The sequence below is a fragment of the Streptomyces sp. CA-249302 genome (assembly GCF_050936785.1).
Lineage (GTDB): Bacteria > Actinomycetota > Actinomycetes > Streptomycetales > Streptomycetaceae > Streptomyces.
In genome coordinates, this window is the sequence record NZ_JBNJMG010000001.1 from 5296014 (window position 1) to 5317095 (window position 21082).

General features: G+C 69.9%; 23 protein-coding genes and 1 tRNA gene. 17 read left to right on the plus strand and 7 right to left on the minus strand.

Features of this window, described 5'->3' with window-relative positions; translation table 11 throughout:
* Window positions 1–13: 13 nt before the first annotated feature.
* The gene (locus ACQEWB_RS23770) at window positions 14–1618 is read right to left on the minus strand and encodes a helicase HerA-like domain-containing protein (protein WP_432834185.1); all 1605 of its coding nucleotides are present in this window, start codon (window positions 1616–1618) and stop codon (window positions 14–16) included.
* A gap of 105 nt (window positions 1619–1723) precedes the next feature.
* Between ACQEWB_RS23770 and ACQEWB_RS23775 the strand changes: the two genes are divergently transcribed.
* Window positions 1724–2020, plus strand: a complete 297-nt coding sequence (locus ACQEWB_RS23775; protein WP_003999914.1) for a type II toxin-antitoxin system VapB family antitoxin — start codon at window positions 1724–1726, stop codon at window positions 2018–2020.
* A gap of 111 nt (window positions 2021–2131) precedes the next feature.
* Window positions 2132–2776, plus strand: a complete 645-nt coding sequence (locus ACQEWB_RS23780; protein WP_432834188.1) for a LytR C-terminal domain-containing protein — start codon at window positions 2132–2134, stop codon at window positions 2774–2776.
* Between the two features lie 117 nt (window positions 2777–2893).
* On the opposite strand, the gene upp is transcribed toward ACQEWB_RS23780, so the two are convergent.
* The gene (gene upp, locus ACQEWB_RS23785; protein ID WP_432834190.1) at window positions 2894–3529 is read right to left on the minus strand and encodes a uracil phosphoribosyltransferase; all 636 of its coding nucleotides are present in this window, start codon (window positions 3527–3529) and stop codon (window positions 2894–2896) included.
* A 163-nt stretch (window positions 3530–3692) separates the two neighbouring features.
* Between upp and ACQEWB_RS23790 the strand changes: the two genes are divergently transcribed.
* The 9 genes from ACQEWB_RS23790 to ACQEWB_RS23830 all read left to right on the plus strand — a co-directional run bounded on the left by ACQEWB_RS23790 (window position 3693) and on the right by ACQEWB_RS23830 (window position 8918).
* Window positions 3693–3878: a hypothetical protein gene (locus ACQEWB_RS23790; RefSeq protein WP_432834193.1), complete on the plus strand. Its 186-nt coding sequence runs from the start codon at window positions 3693–3695 to the stop codon at window positions 3876–3878.
* Between the two features lie 238 nt (window positions 3879–4116).
* Entirely contained in the window at window positions 4117–4647 is a 531-nt protein-coding gene (locus tag ACQEWB_RS23795; protein WP_432843967.1) for a hypothetical protein, read from the plus strand.
* Window positions 4648–4694: 47 nt separating this feature from the next.
* Window positions 4695–5120: a tRNA adenosine(34) deaminase TadA gene (gene tadA / locus ACQEWB_RS23800; RefSeq protein ID WP_432834195.1), complete on the plus strand. Its 426-nt coding sequence runs from the start codon at window positions 4695–4697 to the stop codon at window positions 5118–5120.
* A 65-nt stretch (window positions 5121–5185) separates the two neighbouring features.
* Window positions 5186–5270, plus strand: a tRNA-Ser gene (locus ACQEWB_RS23805).
* A 167-nt stretch (window positions 5271–5437) separates the two neighbouring features.
* Window positions 5438–5614: a hypothetical protein gene (locus ACQEWB_RS23810; RefSeq protein ID WP_242768096.1), complete on the plus strand. Its 177-nt coding sequence runs from the start codon at window positions 5438–5440 to the stop codon at window positions 5612–5614.
* 20 nt (window positions 5615–5634) lie between these two features.
* Complete coding sequence (locus tag ACQEWB_RS23815; protein ID WP_432834197.1) at window positions 5635–5928, plus strand: Dabb family protein; 294 nt, start codon at window positions 5635–5637, stop codon at window positions 5926–5928.
* A gap of 174 nt (window positions 5929–6102) precedes the next feature.
* Window positions 6103–6954, plus strand: a complete 852-nt coding sequence (locus ACQEWB_RS23820) for an RNA polymerase sigma factor SigF (protein ID WP_432834199.1) — start codon at window positions 6103–6105, stop codon at window positions 6952–6954.
* Window positions 6955–7269: 315 nt separating this feature from the next.
* Entirely contained in the window at window positions 7270–8157 is an 888-nt protein-coding gene (locus ACQEWB_RS23825; protein WP_432834201.1) for an RNA polymerase sigma factor SigF, read from the plus strand.
* A gap of 56 nt (window positions 8158–8213) precedes the next feature.
* Window positions 8214–8918, plus strand: coding sequence for a hypothetical protein (locus ACQEWB_RS23830; protein WP_432834203.1), 705 nt, complete (start codon window positions 8214–8216; stop codon window positions 8916–8918).
* Window positions 8919–8927: 9 nt separating this feature from the next.
* Here ACQEWB_RS23830 and ACQEWB_RS23835 read toward each other — a convergent pair whose 3' ends face one another.
* On the minus strand, window positions 8928–9128 hold the full coding sequence (locus ACQEWB_RS23835) for a hypothetical protein (protein ID WP_432834205.1): 201 nt from the start codon (window positions 9126–9128) through the stop codon (window positions 8928–8930).
* 195 nt (window positions 9129–9323) lie between these two features.
* On the opposite strand from ACQEWB_RS23835, the gene ACQEWB_RS23840 reads away from it, so the two are divergent.
* From ACQEWB_RS23840 to ACQEWB_RS23865, 6 genes are all read left to right on the plus strand, one after another.
* The gene (locus tag ACQEWB_RS23840; protein ID WP_432834207.1) at window positions 9324–9833 is read left to right on the plus strand and encodes a MarR family winged helix-turn-helix transcriptional regulator; all 510 of its coding nucleotides are present in this window, start codon (window positions 9324–9326) and stop codon (window positions 9831–9833) included.
* A gap of 13 nt (window positions 9834–9846) precedes the next feature.
* The gene (locus tag ACQEWB_RS23845) at window positions 9847–12378 is read left to right on the plus strand and encodes an MFS transporter (protein ID WP_432834209.1); all 2532 of its coding nucleotides are present in this window, start codon (window positions 9847–9849) and stop codon (window positions 12376–12378) included.
* Between the two features lie 113 nt (window positions 12379–12491).
* The gene (locus ACQEWB_RS23850) at window positions 12492–13313 is read left to right on the plus strand and encodes a YceI family protein (RefSeq protein WP_432834211.1); all 822 of its coding nucleotides are present in this window, start codon (window positions 12492–12494) and stop codon (window positions 13311–13313) included.
* A gap of 9 nt (window positions 13314–13322) precedes the next feature.
* A complete protein-coding gene (locus tag ACQEWB_RS23855; protein WP_432834213.1) occupies window positions 13323–13808 on the plus strand; it encodes a PPOX class F420-dependent oxidoreductase in 486 nt (161 codons plus the stop codon).
* Window positions 13805–14416: a DinB family protein gene (locus tag ACQEWB_RS23860; RefSeq protein ID WP_432834215.1), complete on the plus strand. Its 612-nt coding sequence runs from the start codon at window positions 13805–13807 to the stop codon at window positions 14414–14416. The genes ACQEWB_RS23855 and ACQEWB_RS23860 overlap by 4 nt, the downstream gene beginning before the upstream one ends.
* Before the next feature lie 57 nt (window positions 14417–14473).
* The gene (locus ACQEWB_RS23865; protein ID WP_432834217.1) at window positions 14474–15040 is read left to right on the plus strand and encodes a dihydrofolate reductase family protein; all 567 of its coding nucleotides are present in this window, start codon (window positions 14474–14476) and stop codon (window positions 15038–15040) included.
* 22 nt (window positions 15041–15062) lie between these two features.
* On the opposite strand, the gene ACQEWB_RS23870 is transcribed toward ACQEWB_RS23865, so the two are convergent.
* Genes ACQEWB_RS23870 through ACQEWB_RS23885 form a run of 4 tightly spaced genes read right to left on the minus strand, consistent with a single transcriptional unit; the run spans window position 15063 to window position 21079 of the window.
* Window positions 15063–15818 carry a TetR/AcrR family transcriptional regulator gene (locus tag ACQEWB_RS23870; RefSeq protein WP_432834219.1) on the minus strand — a complete coding sequence of 252 codons (756 nt, stop codon included), beginning with the start codon at window positions 15816–15818 and terminating at the stop codon, window positions 15063–15065.
* 43 nt (window positions 15819–15861) lie between these two features.
* Window positions 15862–17253 carry an MFS transporter gene (locus ACQEWB_RS23875; RefSeq protein ID WP_432834221.1) on the minus strand — a complete coding sequence of 464 codons (1392 nt, stop codon included), beginning with the start codon at window positions 17251–17253 and terminating at the stop codon, window positions 15862–15864.
* 50 nt (window positions 17254–17303) lie between these two features.
* On the minus strand, window positions 17304–19556 hold the full coding sequence (locus ACQEWB_RS23880; RefSeq protein ID WP_432834223.1) for an ArnT family glycosyltransferase: 2253 nt from the start codon (window positions 19554–19556) through the stop codon (window positions 17304–17306).
* On the minus strand, window positions 19553–21079 hold the full coding sequence (locus tag ACQEWB_RS23885) for a glycosyltransferase (RefSeq protein ID WP_432834225.1): 1527 nt from the start codon (window positions 21077–21079) through the stop codon (window positions 19553–19555). The genes ACQEWB_RS23880 and ACQEWB_RS23885 overlap by 4 nt, the downstream gene beginning before the upstream one ends.
* Window positions 21080–21082 lie beyond the last annotated feature (3 nt).

Here is a 21082-nt window from a genome sequence, read left to right on the forward strand (position 1 = left end):
GGCGGGCCAGGCCCTAACGCCTCCGCCGGGCCGTCCCGAAGAGGGAGCGGGTGATCTCGCGCCCGATCTGCGTGCCCACCGACCGGGCCAGCGACTTGAACATGCCGCTCCCCACGACCTGTTCGACCATCGAGCGGTCCTCCGCCGACTTGGGACGGGGAGCGGCCTTGGGTTCGGCGGGGGCCTTCAACTCGTCGGGCCCCTTGCCGCCGGCGGGCTTCGCCGCCGTCAGCTTCTCGTACGCCGATTCTCTGTCCACAGCCTGTGCGTAACGTCCGTACAGCTGCGAGGACTTCACCGCCCGGTCGAGCGTGGCGGCCTCGACGGGGCCCATGAGGGACTCGGGTGCGCGCAGGCGGGTCGCGGCGACCGGGGTGGGCGCGCCCTTCTCGCTGAGGACCGTCACCACGGCCTCGCCCGTGCCGAGGGCGGTGAGGAGTTCCTCCAGGTCGTAGGCGGAGTTGGGGAAGGTCTTCACGGTCGCCTTCAAGGCCTTCTGGTCGTCCGGTGTGAAGGCCCGCAGGGCGTGCTGGACGCGGTTGCCGAGCTGGGCGAGGACGTCGGACGGTACGTCCTTCGGGGTCTGTGTGACGAAGAAGACGCCGACCCCTTTCGAGCGAATCAGCCGGACGGTCTGCGTGATCGAGTCCAGGAAGGCCTTGGACGCGTCGTTGAAGAGCAGATGCGCCTCGTCGAAGAAGAAGACCAGCTTCGGCTTGTCCGCGTCGCCGACCTCCGGCAGGTCGTGGAAGAGATCCGCGAGCAGCCACATCAGGAAGGTCGAGAACAGCTGCGGTCTGTCCTGTACGGCGGGGAGTTCGAGGACGGAGACGACGCCCCGCCCGTCGGCCGCCGTACGCAGGAACTCGCTCGTGTCGAACTCCGGCTCCCCGAAGAAGCCGGCCATCCCCTGCGCCTCGAAGGCGGTGAGGGAACGCAGGATCACCCCGGCGGTGGCGGTGGACAGGCCGCCGATGTTCTTCAGTTCCGCCTTCCCCTCGTCCGACGTGAGGAAGGCCACGACCGCCCGCAGGTCCTTGAGGTCGACCAGCTCCAGGCCCTTGGTGTCCGCGTAGTGGAAGATCAGGCCGAGGGACTGCTCCTGGGTCTGGTTGAGCTGGAGCACCTTGGAGAGCAGGACCGGGCCGAAGCTGGTGATCGTGGCCCTCAGCGGGATGCCGTGGCCGAGCCCGCCGAGCGCGTAGAACTCGGCCGGGAACCCGGTCGGCGTCCACTCCTGGTGGACCTCGGCGGCACGCCCCTCGGCCTTGTCGTTCGGCTGCCCGGCCGCCGAGATCCCGGACAGGTCGCCCTTCACGTCGGCCAGGAAGACCGGCACGCCCTGCGCCGAGAGCTGTTCGGCGATCAGCTGGAGCGTCTTGGTCTTGCCGGTGCCGGTGGCGCCGGCGACCAGGCCGTGCCGGTTGAGCATGGGCAGGGGGATGCGGATCTGCGCGTCGGGCAGGCAGTTTTCGGCCCACATCAGGGCGCCGAGATCCAGCGCCGGACCGGTGAAGGCATACCCGGACGCGATCTCCAGCGCCCCCTGCGGGAGGGCCGGAGCACTGCCCGAAGCCTCGGGCGCGGTTGCCGGTGGCATGGTCTCGCGGTCGCTCATGTCAGACCCCTGTTCCCTTTTTGCCCGTATTTACGGCATCTTTTCCAGCGTCGCACTCCGTCTCCATGGCTGCGCCCGGAACGTCTTGACCGGTAGGCTTTCCGTGTGATCTTCAAGCGCATCGGAAACGGCCGGCCGTACCCCGACCACGGCCGGGAAAGCACCCGGCAGTGGGCGGACGTCGCGCCGCGCCCGGTCCGCCTCGATCAGCTCGTGACGACGAAGGGGCAACTCGACCTGGAGACGCTCCTGGCCGAGGACTCGACCTTCTACGGCGACCTGTTCGCACACGTCGTCAAGTGGCAGGGCGACCTGTACCTGGAGGACGGTCTGCACCGGGCGGTCCGGGCGGCCCTCCAGCAGCGCCAGGTGCTGCACGCGCGCGTGCTCGAACTGGACTGACCCGCCCCCTTCGAGGCCGGTCGGCAAAGGCTTGGCCCTTTCGGGTTCACCTGCGTGGCGTCGAATGATCATCTAGTAGGCATCGCCGCTCGGGCGCACTACGCTGCGCCCATGAGCATGCTGACTCCCCCAGGCATGGGCGGCAAATACCGGATCACGGGGGACAAGTACCCGCGCATGCGCCGGCGTCGGCGGCGCGGCAGGCTCGTGCTCGCCATGGTGGCCTCCGTCGTCGCACTCGGCGTGATCGGCTGGGGCACGCTACAGCTCATCGACGTCTTCACCGGCGGCGGCAAGAAGGCCTCGGCGGCCGGTCCCAAGGCGGACTGCGCGACGAAGGCGAGCCCCTCGGCGACCGCCTCCGCGGCGGCGCTGCCCAAGCCGGCCCAGATCACCGTCAACGTCTACAACGCCACGCCCCGCAGCGGGCTGGCCAAGGACACCGCGGACGAGCTGGAGAAGCGGGGCTTCAAGATCGGCGACGTGGGGAACGCGAGCAAGCAGTTCGACAAGAAGGTCAAGGGTGCCGGGATACTGCTGGGCCCCGCCTCTTCCCTGAACACCTCGCTGCCGGTGCTGGGGACGCAACTGGCGTCCGCGGAACGCCGTACGGACGCGGCCCGCAAGGGGACCGACATCGACCTGATCATCGGCACGGACTTCAAGAACCTGACGGCGAAGGGGGCGGCCGACAAGGCGCTGGCCGCGCTGGGGCAGCCACGGCCGACGCCTACTTCTTCGACCAAGACCTGCTGAGAGTCGCCTGCTCGCCGTCGGGGCGCGGTCGTGGAGCGGCTCACCGGTCCGATGTGGCTGATCGCGCCCGCGCGGCGGAGCCGCATGAGGTAGCAGCCCCGCGCCCCTCGGGGCGTTCTACTCAGCGGCGCCGTAGAGGCGGTCGCCTGCATCCCCCAGGCCCGGCACGATGTAGCCGTGCTCGTTGAGGTGGTCGTCGATCGCCGCCGTCACCACCGTGACCGGGGTGCCCGCCAGTTCGCGTTCCATGACCTCGACGCCCTCGGGGGCGGCGAGCAGCACCACGGCCGTCACATCGTCCGCGCCGCGCTTGATCAGCTCCTGGATCGCCGCCACCAGGGTGCCGCCCGTCGCCAGCATCGGGTCCAGGACGTACACCTGGCGGCCGGAGAGGTCCTCGGGCATGCGGGTGGCGTACGTCGACGCCTGGAGCGTCTCCTCGTCGCGGACCATGCCCATGAAGCCCACCTCGGCGGTCGGCAGCAGCCGCACCATGCCGTCCAGCATGCCGAGGCCCGCGCGCAGGATCGGGACGACCAGCGGACGGGGGTAGGACAGCTTGACGCCCGTCGTCGAGGCGACCGGCGTCGTGATGTCGACCTGCTCCGTGCGCACGTCACGCGTGGCCTCGTAGGCGAGCAGGGTGACCAGCTCGTCGGCGAGCCGGCGGAAGGTCGCGGAGTCGGTGCGCTGGTCGCGCAGCGTGGTGAGCTTGTGGGCGACCAGGGGGTGGTCGACGACGTGGAGACGCATGTCCACAACAGTAACCGGGCCCGCAGCCCCCGGCGTCCCGGTCATCCACGAAGCCCGCGGCCCCGGGCGCCCAGGCGGTCCCCAAACCCCGTATCACCCGCCCGCTGGCATCAAACCGCCCGTCAGAGGGAAAGTGGGAGGGACGTAACGGGGTGGTGAGCCTATGCCAGAGCCTGAGTCACCGGCGGACACGTCACGGCGCGAGACCGACGCCGAGCGAAGGCGCCGCCGGGCCCAGTTCCTGCGCGAACTCGCCGAGGCGCGTGAACTGCGCGACCGGGTCCAGCCGCGGCGCGCCAAGACCGCCCGGCTGCGTCACGCCATGCGCATGCGCACCTTCCGCTGGTAGCGCCGCCGCTCCGAAGGCCCCGTAAGGGCAACCCGGTGCGTGCGCATTACGTTTGCCGCGTACGATCCCGCTGGTGGTCGATCAAAACGGGCGGACACAGGGAGCCGAAGACGTCCCCTGAACGCCTTGTTTCTGCCACGATTCCGAGTGGGTGGGGCTCGGAGCACAGCTCTCCCCGCCCAAGCCTCCGCCGGGGGGACCCCCAACCGGCACGCCTATGACCAGTGGGAGAGTCACGGTGTACTTCGCCGCACTGCTCGCGCGCACCGAAGACGGGTGGGAAGCGAGCGACACAGAGCTCGACGATGTGGAGACCCTGTCGGACCTGGCCGATCTCGCCCGTGAGGCCTCGGACCAGGACGACACGGTGCTCGTACTCATCGAGCAGGAAGAGACGTGGTTCGGCGTCGTCCGCATCGACGGTGAGGACGACCCCCGTATCTACGTCTCGGACGCCGCCGCCGCTGCCCGCAGCAGTTACGGCGAGATCCTGCTCACCGACGAACTGCTCGGCCGGGAGCCCGGTGACGACGGCCCCGACCTGGACGCCCTCGACCTCGACGGGACCGAGGACGGCGAGGACGAGGAGGACGACGGCGACGAGGACGCCCCGTCCGCCGAGTCCGTGCCGCACAGCCCCGTCGGCGACGCCGGGATCCTCGACGACCTCGGCGTCAGCGCCAAGGAGCTGCGCTCCCTGGACGAGGACGCCCTGAGCGCGATCGCCGAGGCGCTGGGTGCCTCGGAGGTCCTGGAGACCGTCCGCTGACGGCGGAAGGCCCCGCGGACCCGGTACGTGACCGCTGGCGGGCCGCGATGCGGCTCGCCCTGGACCAGGCCGAGCGGGCCGGCGGGGACGTCCCCGTCGGTGCCGTCGTGCTGGCCGCGGACGGTACGACCGTGCTCGGGGCCGGTCACAACGAGCGCGAGGCCACCGGCGATCCGACGGCGCACGCCGAGGTCCTCGCGATCCGCCGGGCCGCGGCCGACCTCGGCGAGTGGCGGCTTTCGGGCTGCACGCTCGTCGTCACCCTCGAACCGTGCACGATGTGCGCGGGCGCGATCGTGCAGTCCCGGCTGGACCGGGTCGTCTACGGCGCCCGCGACGAGAAGGCCGGCGCGGCGGGCTCCCTCTGGGACGTCGTACGCGACCGGCGGCTCAACCACCGGCCCGAGGTGATCGAGGGCGTGCTCGCCGACGAGGGCGCCCGCCTGCTCACCGACTTCTTCCGGGACCGCTGACCCCGTTCCCGCTTCCCCGAATACCGATTTCAAAGCATGGCCCGGCTTGCTGTAAGGTCTCTCTCGGTAGCGTGTCCGAGCGGCCGAAGGAGCTCGCCTCGAAAGCGAGTGTGGCGCAAGTCACCGAGGGTTCAAATCCCTCCGCTACCGCTTGAGAAGGGCCCCGTCCGACGACGGGGCCCTTCGTGCGTTCCGGCCCCGCGGCCGCCGAAGGCCCTTCACCTGCGGGCCGTTGGTCATATAAGGGGCCGTGAAGGTTACACTCGCGCCCGGCAACAGGGGGCCCTAAGGGCACATCAGTCACATAGGAGGCCGCGATGGCGGTGAACGCGAAGAAGATCGCCGTCTATCTGCTCGTGGTCTTCGTGATGTACGTGATCATCAAGGACCCGGCGAAGGCCGCCGACTACGTCCAGATAGGGTTCGAGGGCATTTCGGACGCCGCCAAGGCCATCGGCGACTTCTTCAGCTGGATCGCCGACGGCGCCCACTAGCCAGGAGCCCAGGAGCCCACATGATCCGCCACCTCGTCCTCTTCAAGCTCAACGACGGCGTCGGGCGCGACGACCCGCGGGTCCTGGAGGGCGTCGACGCCTTCCGTTCGCTGGACGGGAAGATCCCCGAGATCCGTTTCTGGGAGCTCGGCTGGAACCTCAGCGACCGGCCCATCGCCTACGACTTCGCGATCAACTCCGGGTTCGAGGACGCGGCCGCGCTCCGCGCCTACGTCGAGCACCCGGAGCACCAGGCGGGCGTCACCCTGTGGAAGGAGTTCTCCACCTGGGTGATCGCCGACTACGAGTACTGAGAGATCCACATCGAAGCCCTTCGCCGGGAACGGCGGGGGGCTTTCGTGCGTCTTATGCCCCAACTTGCCCATCAACACGGTGAACACGTTGAACACAGCACTATGCGGTGCTTGCACACAGTGCACATGTCTTGTGATGCTATGACCGCTTTTGACCGATGAGTCGACCGATGGGTGACCGATGAAGAGGTGGCGTTGACGGTGTCGGCCAGTACTGCGCCTCCCCAGGAAGTCGCCGAGCCCCCGGCGGCCGCGCCGCGCAGCCGCGGCGCCGACACCCGGGCCCTCACCCAGGTGCTCTTCGCCGAGATCAAGGCGCTCCGGCCGGGCACTCCGGAGCACAACCGGGTGCGCGGGGCGCTCATCGAGGCCAACCTCCCGCTCGTGCGCTACGCGGCCGCCCGCTTCCGCTCCCGCAACGAGCCGATGGAGGACGTGATCCAGGTCGGCACCATCGGCCTCATCAACGCCATCGACCGCTTCGACCCGGACCGGGGCGTGCAGTTCCCGACCTTCGCGATGCCGACCGTCGTCGGCGAGATCAAGCGGTACTTCCGGGACAACGTACGGACCGTGCACGTACCGCGCCGGCTGCACGAGCTGTGGGTGCAGGTGAACAGCGCGACCGAGGACCTGACCACCGCCTTCGGGCGCACCCCGACCACCGCCGAGATCGCCGAGCGGCTGCGCATCTCCGAGGACGAGGTGCTGTCCTGCATCGAGGCCGGCCGCTCGTACCACGCGACCTCGCTGGAGGCCGCCCAGGAGGGCGACGGGCTGCCGGGGCTGCTGGACCGGCTCGGCTACGAGGACCCGGCCCTGGACGGGGTCGAGCACCGCGATCTGGTCCGCCATCTCCTGGTCCAACTCCCGGAACGCGAACAGCGGATCCTGCTGCTGCGCTACTACAGCAATCTCACCCAGTCGCAGATCAGCGCGGAACTCGGCGTCTCGCAGATGCATGTCTCGCGGCTACTCGCGCGTAGCTTCCAGCGGCTGCGATCCGCGAATCGGATCGAGGCATAAGAGGCGCACGGGCGCACACGCGGAATCACGCGCGGAACACCGCAGTTCGCAAGCAGGATCGAGTTGTCACCGCCGCGAGCGAATCGCTCACCAGGGCGGTTCCCGACAGTTCTGCGCTGAAAAAGGCTCAGACCCCCTCTTTCCAGGGCCGATTCGCATCTCTCATGTCGACATGTCACTACAGCGTGTTGCCGACATGTGACATTCTTCCGCCAACGCGTTTGCCGTGGCTTCGGCTCCGGTATTCAGGTGAAGGCTGAACTCCTCGCCAGGGGAGCGTCGGCCACGACCGTCCCGCGACCCAGAGGGGGTGGCATGTCCGCAGACCAGGGCAGCTCCAAGGTGCTCACGCTCACGAAGAGCGACTCCGCGCCCGACGCCGTCATCGACGACGTCCCGGCCCTGGAGGCCGTACCGGCCCCGGCCCTCCCGACCTCGGGAGCCATCGACACCCGCACCCTGTCCCGCTCCCTGTTCCTGCGGCTCGCCGCACTGGACGAGAACAGCCCCGAGCGCGCGTACGTCCGGGACACGCTGATCGAGCTCAACCTCCCGCTGGTGCGCTACGCGGCGGCCCGCTTCCGCTCGCGCAACGAGCCGATGGAGGACATCGTCCAGGTCGGCACGATCGGCCTGATCAAGGCGATCGACCGCTTCGACTGCGAACGGGGCGTGGAATTCCCGACGTTCGCGATGCCGACGGTCGTGGGCGAGATCAAACGGTTCTTCCGCGACACCTCCTGGTCGGTGCGGGTCCCGCGCCGCCTCCAGGAGCTGCGCCTGGCCCTCACCAAGGCCAGCGACGAGCTCTCGCAGAAGCTGGACCGCTCCCCGACCGTCCCCGAACTCGCCGCCGTGCTCGGCGTGTCCGAGGAGGACGTGGTCGACGGCCTCGCGGTCGGCAACGCGTACACGGCCTCGTCCCTCGACTCGCCGGCTCCGGAGGACGACGGCGGCGAGGGTTCGCTGGCGGACCGGCTCGGCTACGAGGACACGGCGCTCGAAGGCGTCGAGTACCGCGAGTCGTTGAAGCCGCTGCTCGCCAAACTCCCGCCCCGCGAGCGGCAGATCATCATGCTCCGCTTCTTCGCCAACATGACCCAGTCGCAGATCGGCGAGGAGGTCGGCATCTCGCAGATGCACGTCTCCCGCCTGCTGACCCGCACGCTGGCGCAGCTGCGCGAGGGTCTCATCTCCGACTGAGCCGGAAACCCCGTCCAGGGGTTCCTATTTGACGGAGTGTCAGCCACCATGGCGCGATGCTGCGTGGAACTCCCGGGACGACATGGACACATGGCCGTCGAGGCGCCGCGATCGGCGCGTCGGCGGCCGTCGTCTGCCTGGGCGCGGCACTGGCCGCGTGCGGGGGCGGAGCCCGGGAGGGCTACGTCGCGACGGGGGTGGTGGGCGGCGCGCCCACGGCGTCCGGCGCGGCACCCACGGGCAGGGTGACACTAGTGCCCCTGGACGGAGCCGACGGCTCCTCCAACAGCCCTGCCGGGGCTGGGGGTTCGGGCAGTGCATCGGGACCGGCGGCCGGTTCACCTCGTACACCAGGGGCTTCCGCCACCACCGGGATTCCGGTCAAGTCCGGTTCTACGACGGTGAGGTCGCCGTCCGCCACGCCGACTCCCGGCGGTGGTACGGCACCTGCCGGACCCGCGGCCCTCTCCTGGAGCGGCCCCGTCCGCACGGCCACGGACCAGCGGTGGTGCGAGGACGTGACGCTGGGCTTCAGCAACTCCGGGGGCACCGCGGTACGTTCGGGCACGGTGACCTTCGGGACGCACGTCATCGGAGCGCTCGGGCTCGACTGGGGGACGGTCGAGTCGACCGTCGACCTGCCGGTGCCGATCGAGGGCGGCGCCGGGAAGAAGAAGACCTGGACGGTGTGCGTCGACGCCTGGCGCGTGCCGTTGGGCATGCACATCGAGACGCGGGACGTCGCCGTCCGGTGGAAGTAGTGGCGCGCCTTACTTGAGGGCGAGCCAGGCCACGGCGGCGACGACCGCCACGGCGACCACGATGCCGACGATCAGGCCGATGCGGGGGCCGGCGGCCGGGGCGGGGGCCTGCTGCTGCCGGCCCTGCGGGCCCTCGTCCACGAACGCGCGGAACATCTGGGTGCTGCCGGCGGGGTCGTGGTTGCCCTGGGGGTTCTGGGGGTTCGCCATAGGTGGAGACCCTAGCGAATACGCGTGTGCTGCCCAAGTGGGGGTCCGCCCGCCTCCGCAGTGGCCCTCACCTGCGTATTTACACTCGCAATACTTGTCTTTGCCAAGTTTTTATGCCGCCCGCACCCCAAACTGTTTGCCTGCAGCAACCAACCAATCCTATGGTTGCCCCAAGCAACGAATGCGGGAGGTGTGATGGCCGAGCGGGCGCAGTACGAGGAGTTGGTACGTCAGTTCAGCGCCTTCGGTGCCGTGAAACGGGAGCTGGGGCGGATCCTGCCCTCCGACTGCCCGAGCGGCAGCGCTGCCGTGCTGACGCTGCTGGGCCGCCACGGCGACATGCGGATGAGCCGGCTCGCGGAGCTGCTCGCCGTGGACATGTCGGTCACCAGCCGCCATGTCGCGCACCTCGCCGAGCGCGGCTGGATCGACCGCTCCCCCGACCCCGCGGACAAGCGATCCCGGATCCTGCACCTCACGGCGACCGGCACGGCCCGGCTCGAGGCGCTCTCCGAGCGGACCACCCAGCTACTGGCCGAGCGGCTCGCCGACTGGAGCGACGAGGAGGTCGCCCAGCTCACCCGGCTGATGGCGCGCCTGCGCTCCAGTTTCGACGACAGCCGGGTCACCGCCCTGCCGCCCCGGCTGCCGCCTCCCGCACTCGAAGAACCAGTACCGACCACCCGTACACCCGCGAACACATAAGAGAAGGAAGCTCATGGCAACGACCACACCAGCCGGTGTGCGGGCTCATGCCAAGCACGGGGGAGGCTCCGCCGCCGAGTACGCCCCGATGACGCACCGGCAGATCATGGAGGCCATCTCCGGTCTGCTGCTCGGCATGTTCGTGGCGATCCTGTCGTCCACGATCGTCACCAACGCCCTGCCGCACATCATCAGCGACCTCGGCGGCGGCCAGTCCGCCTACACCTGGGTCGTCACCGCCGCCCTGCTGTCGATGACCGCGGCCACCCCGCTGTGGGGCAAGCTCGCGGACCTCTACAGCAAGAAGGCCCTCGTCCAGATAGCCCTGGTCATCTATGTGCTGGGTTCGGCGGCTGCCGGACTCTCGCAGAACGCCGGGATGCTCATCGCCTGCCGTGTCGTGCAGGGCATCGGTGTCGGCGGTCTGTCCGCCCTCGCCCAGATCGTCATGGCGGCGATGATCTCGCCGCGTGAGCGCGGGCGTTACTCCGGCTACCTCGGCGCCACCTTCGCGGTCGCGACCGTCGGCGGCCCGCTGCTCGGCGGTGTCATCACCGACACCTCGTGGCTGGGCTGGCGCTGGTGCTTCTACGTCGGGGTCCCCTTCGCCGTGATCGCGCTGATCGTGCTCCAGAAGACGCTGCACCTGCCGGTCGTGAAGCGGGACGTGAAGGTCGACTGGGCCGGCGCGTTCTTCATCGCCGCGGCCGTCTCGCTGCTGCTGGTCTGGGTCACCTTCGCCGGTGACAAGTACGACTGGATCTCCTGGCAGACGTACGCGATGGTCGGCGGTTCGATCGTCCTCGGGCTGGTCTTCGTGCTGGTCGAGTCCAAGGTGCGCGAACCGATCATCCCGCTGCGGCTGTTCCGCAACCGCACCATCACGCTGGCCTCGCTGGCCTCGCTGTTCGTCGGAATCGCGATGTTCACCGGCACGGTGTTCTTCAGCCAGTACTTCCAGCTGGCCCGCGACAAGTCCCCGACGATGTCGGGTGTCATGACGATCCCGATGATCGGCGGGCTCTTCGTCTCCTCCACCGTCTCCGGGCAGTTCATCACCCGCACCGGGCGCTGGAAGGCGTGGCTGGTCAGCGGTGGCGTGCTGGTGACGGCCGGGCTCGGGCTGCTCGGGACCATCCGGTACGACACGGCGTACTGGAAGATGTCGATCTTCATGGCGCTGCTGGGTCTCGGCATCGGCATGATGATGCAGAACCTGGTGCTCTGCACGCAGAACCAGGTCGACCCGAGCGACCTCGGCTCCGCCAGCTCCACGGTCACCTTCTTCCGTTCCCTCGGTGGTGCGGTCGGCGTCTCCGCGCTCGGCGCGGTGATGTCCCACCGGATCACGCACTACGTGACGGACGGCATCGCCGCCCTCGACCCCAAGTACCGGGCAGCGCTGGCCGGTTCGAGCTCCTCGACCGACAGCATCCCGGACCTCGCGAAGCTGCCGGCACCGATCCGCACGCTCATGGAGAGCGCGTACGGCCACGGCATCGCCGACGTCTTCCTGATCGCCGGTGGCCTCGCGGCCGTCGCGTTCCTGATCACCCTGTTCATCAAGGAGGTCCCGCTGAGGACCAAGGGCGCGCTGGCGCAGGCCGCGAGCACGGTGGACGGGGCGGAAGCTCCGGCGGCAACCGCGGCTGCGGAGGCTCCGGCCGTCGAGCACGTCCCGAGCTGGGCCGTGACCTCCTCCGAGTCCGAGACCGCCGGCGACGGGACGCAGCGGCATGCCGCGGTGGCCACCATCGCGCGGCCCGAGGAGTCCGCGGGTACGGGTGGCATTCCGGTACGCGGCTTCGTCCGCGGCAACGAGAGCGCGCCGGTCCCGCAGGCCGCCGTCACCCTGATCTCGCTGGCCGGACGTCAGCTGGGGCGGTCGGTGACACAGGCCGACGGTTCGTACGCGGTGGACGCGCCGAGCGTCGGGTCGTACGTCCTGATCGCGGCGGCGGACGGCTTCCAGCCCCAGGCGTCCACGGTCGTCGTGGGCGGTGAGCCGGTCTCGTACGACGTCCTCCTGAGCGGCACCAGCGGGCTGAACGGGCTGGTGCGGGCCGCGGAGACCGGGCTGGCGGTCAAGGACGCGATGGTCGTCGTGACCGATGTGCGCGGGGATCTGCTGGCCACCCAGGCCACCGGTGAGCAGGGCGAGTTCGGCTTCGCCGAGCTGGTGCCGGGTGCGGTGACCGTCGCGGTGAACGCCGCCGGGTACCGGCCGCGCGCGCTGCCCGTCGAGGTCGGCGGCGCCGGGGTCACCCGGATCGAGATCGACCTGGACTCCGGGTCCCAGCTCCAGGGCGTCGTGAAGGCACCGCACGGTCCGCTGGCCGACGCGCGGGTCACGCTGGTGGACGCCGCGGGCAACGTGGTCGGCACCGCCACCACCGGTCCGGACGGGGCGTACGCCTTCACCGACCTGAACGGCGGCGACTACACGGTCATCGCCACGGGTTACCCGCCGGTGGCGACGGCGCTGACGGTGAACGGCCGCGGCGTCGACGACCACGACATCGAACTGGCCCATCCGGGCGAGTAGTTGGACTCCGGCCCGTGGTGTCCGGTGTGTGCGCGCTCTGAGCGGAGGCGCGCGCCCGGCGCCACGGGCCGGTTCTTTTCACGACCATGTGCTGCACGCAGGGAGAAAACGGGATGGGACTGACCGCGAAGATCCGTACGCGGGACGGATGGGCCGTGTCGCACGCGGTCGTCACGGTGACCGACATGGCCGGCAACCAGGTGCTGCGGGCCGAGGCGGACGGTGACGGGGCGGTACGGGACGCGACCTCGCTGGCGCCGGGGCCGTACGTCGTCATCGTCACCGCCGTCGGGTACGCGCCCGCCGCCTCCACGGCCATCGTCACCATGAGCGGGCGGGCCGAGGTCGGGAACGTGACACTGGCCCGGCAGGGCGGCACCGAGCTGCCGCCGCCGGGGCCTTGGACCATCGACCCGGCGCACTCGAGCGTGGGGGCCGTGGCCCAGCACCTGGGGATCTCGAGTGTGCACGGCCGTTTCACCGACTTCGCGGGGCGGATCGAGATCGCGCCGGACGAGGTGGAGAAGTCGCGGGTGGAGGCCGTGATCCGGGCGGACTCCATCGACACGGGCAACGGGATGCGGGACCAGCACCTGCGGTCGGCGGACTTCCTGGACGTGGAGCGGTTCCCGGAGATCACGTACCGGTCGAGCGGTCTTACGGCCGCGGGGTCCGACCGGTGGACCGTGCACGGGGAGTTGACGCTGCACGGGGTCGTGCGGCCGGTGGATCTGGATCTGGCGTATCTCGGGACCGGGTCGGACCCGTGGGGCGGGACCCGGGCGGCCTTCCGGGCCACGACGGAGTTGCGGCGCGAGGACTTCGCCATGAACTACAACCAGGTGGTGCAGGCGGGGATCGCGGCGATCGGTACGACGCTGAGGGTGGAACTGAACGTTCAGGCGGTGCAGGGGGAGTCGTTGCCGCAGGCCTAGGCTGAGGGCATGGCACCCTACATCGCTACGAACACGACCGTGTCCCTGGAAGAGTTGCTGGACTTCGTACGGCCCCGGCACCGCGCGATCCTGCTGACGCGGCGGGCCGACGGGAGCCCGCAGGCCTCGCCGCTGACCTGTGGGGTCGACGACTCGGGGCGGATCGTCGTCTCCACGTATCCCGAGCGGGCCAAGACGCGTAACGCCAAGCGGGACGAGCGGGTCAGCCTCGTCGTGCTGAGCGACGAGTGGAACGGGCCGTGGGTCCAGGTCGACGGGACGGCCGAGGTCGTGGACTCGCCGGAGTCCGTGGAGCCGTTGGTGGAGTACTTCCGGAACATCTCCGGGGAGCACCCGGACTGGGACGAGTACCGGGCCGCGATGGTGAAGCAGGGGAAGTCGATCATCCGGGTCACGCCGGTGAAGTGGGGCCCGGTGGCGACCGGGGGCTTCCCCGCACGGTTGGCTTCGCCTGAAGCCCAGGACCTCCCGTGATCGACGAGTTCGCGAAGGCCCATCTGCACGGGAGACTGCGGCGGGACCGCGAGGCGCTGCTCTGGAAGCTCGACGGCTTGTCCGAATACGACGCCCGGCGGCCCCTGACGGCGACCGGGACCAACCTCCTCGGCCTGGTCAAGCATGTGGCCACCGTCGAGGCCAGGTACTTCGGTGAGGTCTTCGGCCGCCCGTCCCCGGAGCCGCTGTCCCGGTGGCAGGACTACGACGGCAGCGATCTGTGGGCGGCCGCGGACGAGACCCGCGATCAGGTCACCGGGTTCTGCCTGCGCACCTGGGACCACTCGGACGCGACGATCGACGAACTTCCCCTCGACGCCCCCGGCCATGTGCCGTGGTGGCCGGAGCCTCATACCGACACGAACCTGTTCGCCGTCATGGTCCATGTCCTCGGCGAGACCGTCCGGCATGCCGGACACGCCGACATCCTGCGCGAGGGTCTCGACGGCCGGACCGGGTTGCGCCCCGAGCACGAGAGGCAGATCGACGAGGAAGCCCGGGCGGCCTACCGCGCGAAGATCGAGCAGGCCGCCGGGTCGGCCGCGGACCGGTCGCGGATCGACGCCGTTTCCCCGGCGGAACGATGAGTTTCCCGTGCCGCGCCGGTCTGTACGCGTGAGACCGACTCACGGAAGGCCGATGCCATGCGGAAACTGATCTACGGCATGAACCTGAGCCTGGACGGCTACATCGCCGCGCCCGGCGACGACATCGGCTGGGGCGGGCCGCCGAGCGACGAGCTGTTCCAGTTCTGGTCCGACCAGTTGCAGGCGACCGAGCTGTCGCTGTACGGGCGCAGGCTGTGGCACACGATGAGCTCCTTCTGGCCCACCGGCGACCAGCAGCCGGGCGCCACCCCGGCGGAGATCGAGTTCGCGCGCCGCTGGCGGGACATGCCGAAGGTGGTGTTCTCCTCGACGGTCGACAAGGTCGACTGGAACACCCGCCTGGTCACCGGCGACGCGGTCGCCGAGATCACCCGGCTCAAGGCCGAGGACGGCGGCCCGATGGACATCGGCGGCGCGACGCTCGCCGGGGCGGCCATGCGGGCCGGGCTGATCGACGAGTACCTGCTGGCCACCGCGCCCGTCCTGGTGGGCGGCGGCACACCGTTCTTCACCGCGCTGGACAGCTGGGTGAACCTGAACCTGCTGGAGACGCGGACGTTTCCCGGCGGCGTGATCCTCACCCGTTACGAGACGAGGCGCTGAGAGCAAGTAGTCCTGGATGTGCTCAGGAGCGTCGGACCATCGCCTCGATGCCCGCGATCAGCAGGTCCAGGGCGAAGGTGAAGTCCCGTTCCCGCATCTCCTCCACCGTGTCGCCGCCCCGGGCCGCCATGATGTCCGCGTTCTCCTCGATGATCGCGGCGGCCTCGGGGGCCTGGGTGACCGCGCTCATCGCGTGCTGGAAGTACTCGTCCTGGGACATGCCGGCGGTGGCGCAGCGGGCGATGAAGTGACCCTCGATCGTGCCGAAGCCGTAGACGAACTGGAAGACGGCGGAGATGGCGCCCGAGAGGCCGTGCACCGGCAGGCCCGTCCCGCGGATGACCTGCTGGACGACCCGGGAGAAGGCCAGGCTGTTCGGGCCGATGTTCAGGAAGGTGCCGGCCAGCGGGGAGAGCCACGGGTGGCGGACCAGCAGGGCTCGGTACTCCCTTGCCAGGGTGCGCAGTTGGTCCCGCCAGTCCTCGTCGGTCTCCGGGTCGGGCAGGGCGAGTTCGCCGTAGGCCGCGTCCAGGGCGAGTTCGAGGAGGTCGTCCTTGGTGTCGACGTACCAGTAGACGGACATCGCGGTGACGTTCAGCTCACCGGCCAGCCGCCGCATGGAGAACTTGGCCAGCCCCTCGGAGTCCAGCAGGCCAACGGTGACCTCGGTGATCCGATCCCGGTCGAGCCCGGACGGCTGGCCTCCGCGGCCTCCCCGCCGTACCTTCCCCTCCAGCCACACGCTGGTCCGCGCCGCCCGCTCGGCTGCCCTCACCATTGGCGCACCTTCCTCGACTTCACCTGGTTCTCTGATCAAGATGCTAGGCCGCGGCCATCTCGGAGTCTGCCCTCTGGGCGCGGCGCAGCAACGCCGCGGCCACGAACCCGCCCAGCAACACGGCCACGGCCCCGACGAGCTGACCCGCCTTCAGCCCTTCGGCCAGCCGTCCGGAGGAGCTCAGCACCGCACCGAGGACGGCTACCCCGAGCCCGTTCCCGAACTCCGCGAGCGTGCCGTTGATCCCGGCCCCCACCCCCGCCTTCTCCGGCGGGATCGAGCTCATGATGGCGTGCGCCATGGCGGGGTTGGCGATCGCGCAGCCGCCGCCGATCAGCAGCAGGCCCAGCAGTGTGCCGCCGTAACCGCTGGTGTCGAACACGGCGATCGACACCAGGCCGCCCGCCATCAGCACCATCCCCAGCGCGATGGACACCGGCGTCCCGAGCTTTCCCGCCCACTTCGCCGACAGGCCGGAGAAGTTCAGGACCACGACGGTCAGTGCCAGGGGTGCCGTGCGCAGGCCGGCCTCCAAGGGGCCGTATCCGAGGACGAACTGGAGGTGCTGGGTGAGCAGGAAGAGCGCGCCGCCCATGCCGAAGGTGATCAGGACCGCTCCGGTGACCGCGCCGGTGAAACGGCGGTCCCGGAAGAAGTTCAGGTCGAGCATGGGGTACGGGATCCGGCTCTCCCAGTACGCGAAGGCGCCGAGGACGGCCACGGCTACCGCTGCCGTCAGCAGGACCCGGCCCGACAGCCAGCCGTGCTCCGGGCCGGAGATGATCGCGAACACCAGCGAGGCCATGCCGATCGTGGAGAGCAGGGCGCCGAGGAGGTCGGGGCGGTCGCCGGTCGGGTTCTTGGACTCCGGGACCAGGGTCACGACCGCCACCAGGCCCAGCGCCACCACCGGCAGGTTGATCAGGAAGATCGCGCCCCACCAGAAGTGGTTCAGCATGAAGCCGCCGATGAGGGGGCCCGCGGCGAAGCCGAGCGCGTTGACCGCGGCCCAGATGCCGATCGCCTTCGGCTGCTCCGCGGGCGCGAAGATCTGCATGGCCACGGCCAGGGTGGTGGTCAGGAGCAGCGCACCGCCGACGCCCATGCCGGCCCGCGCGGCGATCAACTGCCCTGTGGTGCCCGCGAATCCGGCGACCAGCGAGCCGAGACCGAACAGGGTGAGTCCGGCGAGGAGCATCTTCTTGCGGCCGTAGCGGTCGGCCGCGCTGCCCGCCGTGAGCAGCAGACCGGACTGGACGAGCGAGTACGCGTTGATCATCCACTGGATGTCGGAGGTCTCGGCGTGCAGCTCCCGGGTGAGGGAGGGGATCGCCACGTTCAGGACGGTGTTGTCGAGCAGCACGGTGAGCTGGGCGAGACAGATGACACCGAGGATCAGCCAGCGCTGGGGATGGCCCTGGGGGGACGTAGACATGCCTTACACCGTATAGCAGTCAGCTATACGGTGTAAGGCATGTTCTTACGTCAGCTGCTGCTCGCCTTCTGCGTCAGGTCGTAGAAGGTGGACGAACCCACCGTCACCTTCTTGAAGTTCTTCTCGACCCACGAGCTGATCTGCGAGGACGTGCCACTGCTGCTGCCGCCCATGCCGCCGCCCGTGCCGGACGAGATGAAGTAGTGGATCTTGCCGTCGGCGACGTACTGCTTGAACTGGGCCAGCGTCGGGGACGGGTCCGTGCCGTTGAAGCCGCCGATCGCCATGACCGACTGGTCGGTGGCGAGCTGGTAGCTCGCGGCGTTCTGGGCACCGATGGCCGCGGCGACCCAGGTGTACTTCGAGGAGTCCGTCTCCAGCAGCTTCTTGGCCGCGGAGCTGACGCTCGCGCCGTTCAGCAGGCCGCCGACGCCACCGCCGCCGCCCATGCCGCCGCCGTCGCCCGTCTGACCGCCTGGGCCACCCTGCTGGTTCTGGGTGCTGCCGTTGCCGTTCTGCTGGTTCTGGCCGGGCATTCCGCCGCCGAAGCCGCCGTTGGTGTTGCCATTGCCGCCCGTGCCGCCGCCCGGGAAGCCGTTGCCGTTCTGGGTGGTGCCGCCGGTGCCGTTCTGGCCCTGCTGGCCCGGCATTCCGCCGCCGCCGAAGCCGCCGCGGTTGCCACCGCCACCGGGGCCGCCGCCCATGCCCATGCCCGCGCCCGCCGGACCGGCCGTCGGGATGGAGCCGGTGTGCGCCGAGTTGACCGTGCTCACGGTGTACGCGGCCGGGCCCGCCAGCGCGGCGACCAGACCGACCGAGGCCGCCGTGAGGGCGAGCTGCCGGTTGATACGGCCGGCGAAGATCAGGCCGAGCGCGGCGGCCAGACCGCCGATCAGGACCAGGTACTTCAGCCAGGGGAGGTAGCTGGAGGTGCGGTTGAGGAGGACGTAGCCCCAGACCGCGGCCGCGACCACGGAGGACGCGAGGGTGATCGAGGCCCACAGCTCGGCGCGCTTCTCCCACAGGAGACCCGCGCCCATGCCGATCACGGCGGCGATGTAGGGGGCGAGGGCGATCGTGTAGTACTGATGGAAGATGCCCGCCATGTAGCTGAAGACGACCATGGTCATCAGCAGCGAGCCGCCCCAGACCAGGAACGACGCCCGGGTCACCGAGGTCCGCTTCAGCCTGCGGGTGGCCACCAGGCCGGCGACCAGCAGGATCAGCGCGGCCGGGATCAGCCAGGAGATCTGGCTGCCGATCTCGGAGTTGAACATCCGGTCCCAGCCGGTCGCGCCCCACTGGCCGGAGCCGGTGCCGCCGCCACCGCCGCCGACGCTGCCGGTCTCGTCGCCGCTGAGGCGGCCGAAGCCGTTGTAGCCGAAGGTCAGGGACAGGAAGGAGTTGTCCTGCGAACCGCCGATGTAGGGGCGGGAGGAGGCCGGCCACAGCTCGACGATCGCGACCCACCAGCCGGCCGAGACGACCAGTGCGACGGTGGCCAGGGCCAGCTGACCGAACCGCTTCTTCACGCTCACCGGCGCGACCACCGCGTACACGATGGCCAGGGCCGGCAGGATCAGGAAGGCCTGGAGGGTCTTGCCGAGGAAGGCGAAACCGATCGCCACACCGGCGTACACCAGCCACTTGGTCTTGCCGTCCTCAACCGCGCGGACCACGAAGTAGCAGGCCAGCGACATCAGCAGGGCCAGCATCGCGTCCGGGTTGTTGAACCGGAACATCAGCGCCGCGACGGGAGTGAGCGCGAGCACCGCACCCGCGATCAGACCTGCCCCGGGGCTGAACCGGCGACGGACCGAGGCGTAGACGACCGCGACCGTGCCGACGCCCATGAGGACCTCGGGGCCGAGGATCGTCCAGGAGTTGAGCCCGAAGATCCTGGCCGCGATCTCCATCGGCCACATGAACGCCGAGGGCTTGTCGACGGTGATCGCGTTGCCCGCGTCCAGCGAGCCGAAGAACATCGCCTTCCAGCTCTTGGTGCCGGCCTGGACGGCCGCCGAGTAGAAGGAGTTGGCGTAGCCGGAGGCGCTCAGGTTGTAGAAGTACAGCGCCGCGGTGGCCAGGAGCAGGCCCCAGAACGCGGGGCGTGCCCAGCGGGGGTCCTCGGGGCGGCCACGCCACAGTCTCTGCACGAAGGGCTGCTTGGGCTCACCGGACTGGGGCTCGGCGGGAAGGGCCGGCTCCTGCACGGGCGAGTCGATCGTCTGCGACGGTCCCCAGGAGGACGGACCGGGCCCGGACCCTCCCTCGTAGGTCGTCTGGTCGTAGTGGGTGGTCATCGGGAGTCCCTCGGATCGGTGTCGGTCGGGCGCACCGGCTGCAGATGCATGGTGGCGTCCTCCCAGCGGCGGTCCGCGACTTCACCGGCGCGGAACTGGGTCGTCTCGTGGTTCTGGTGCGTGCCGTTCGGACGGCCGGCCGGCCGCTGCGGCAGCGGGGGCTGCGGGCGGTACGGCTGCTGGAACTGGTCCTGGTACTGGTACTGCGGGTGTGCGGGCGCGGTCGTCGCGTAGGTCGGCGAGGACGGGTTGTGCGAGGCGACCACCGTCGACGGCTCGCCGTCCCTGCGGTCGGAGAAGACCCAGGCGCGGAAGAGCAGGAAGCGCAGCACGGTCGCGGCGAGGTTGGCGGCGATCAGCACCGCCAGCTCGGTGGAGTGCGCGGGGTCGCTGCTCGCCGCGTTCAGGGCGGCGAGCGAACCGGCGGTCAGGGCGAGGCAGATGCCGAAGACGACGAGGCCCTGCGCCTGGTGGCGGACGGCGCCGCCCTTGCCGCGCACCCCGAAGGTGAGGCGCCGGTTGGCCGCCGTATTGGCGATCGTGGAGACCAGCAGCGCGAGCGCGTTGGCGATCTGCGAGCCGGAGAAGGTCCGGAAGCCGCTGTAGAGGAGGAGGTAGAAGAGGGTCGACAGACCGCCGATGACACAGAACCCGACGAGCTGGCGGGCCAGCCCCTTCGGTACGTCCTGGATCTCGCGGTCGCGCGGGTCGTCGCCGAAGGGCCGGGTGATCCGGTCCAGCGGCAGCGAACCCGTGGCCAGGGCCTTGCCCACGCGCCACACCCCCTTGAGGTCCTCGGTCGCGGTCTTCACGATGTGGACGGTGGAGTTCGGGTCGTCGACCCAGTCGACGGGCACTTCGTGGATACGGAGCCCCGCGCGCTCGGCGATGACCAGCATCTCGGTGTCGAAGAACCAGCCGGTGTCCTCGACCATCGGCAGCAGCACCTGGGCGACGTCACGCCGGATCGCCTTGAAGCCGCACTGCGCGTCCGAGAAGCGGGCCTGCAGCGAGCCGCGCAGGATCAGGTTGTACGAGCGGCTGATGAACTCCCGCTTGGGGCCGCGCACCACACGGGAGGAGCGTGCGAGCCGGGATCCGATCGCCAGGTCGGAGTGGCCCGAGATCAGCGGGGCCACCAGCGGGAGCAGGGCGTTGAGGTCGGTGGACAGGTCCACGTCCATGTAGGCGAGGATCGGGGCGTCCGAGGCGGACCACACGGTGCGCAGGGCGCGACCGCGGCCCTTCTGCTCCAGCCGGAAGTTGCTGACCTCGGCGATCTCCGACTCCAGCCGCGACGCCACCATCGGGGTGGCGTCGGTCGACGCGTTGTCCGCGATGGTGATGCGGAACGCGTACGGGAACGTGCGCTTGAGGTGCTCGTGCAGTCTCAGCACACACGGCTGGAGGTCCTTCTCCTCGTTGTAGACGGGGATCACTACGTCCAGGACAGGCGTACCGGCGTCGCCGGCCGGGAGGTGCTCCCGCGCCGGCAGGGTGCCGGGAGAAGAGTCGGTTCGCATGAC